At 35.2% G+C, this 256-nt stretch carries 1 pseudogene; it reads left to right on the top strand.

Going from position 1 to position 256, the window contains the following annotated elements:
- Nucleotides 1-230: pseudogene (locus ACFINK_RS09430) on the top strand (NADP-dependent isocitrate dehydrogenase); the annotation flags it as partial.
- Nucleotides 231-256 lie beyond the last annotated feature (26 nt).

Below are 256 nucleotides of genomic sequence, written 5' to 3'. Positions count from 1 at the left end.
CATCTATTTTTGCATGGACACGTGGACTGACGCACCGTGCTAAACTCGATAACAATGAAGCATTAAAGAACTTTACCACAACATTGGAAGAAGTTTGTATTAAAACCGTTGAAGCAGGTTTTATGACCAAAGATCTCGCTCTTTTAATTGGACCTCAACAAAAATGGCTTTCTACAACAGGTTTCCTCGATAAAATTGATGAAAACCTCAAAAAAGCAATGGGCAATTAAAATATAATTTAATTTTCAAAGCTCTG

Source organism: Bartonella sp. AA16NXGY (assembly GCF_042197325.1).
In the GTDB taxonomy this organism is placed as follows: Bacteria; Pseudomonadota; Alphaproteobacteria; order Rhizobiales; family Rhizobiaceae; genus Bartonella.
Note: the sequence above shows the minus strand (reverse complement) of the source record. Positions and strands in the feature narration are given on the sequence as shown.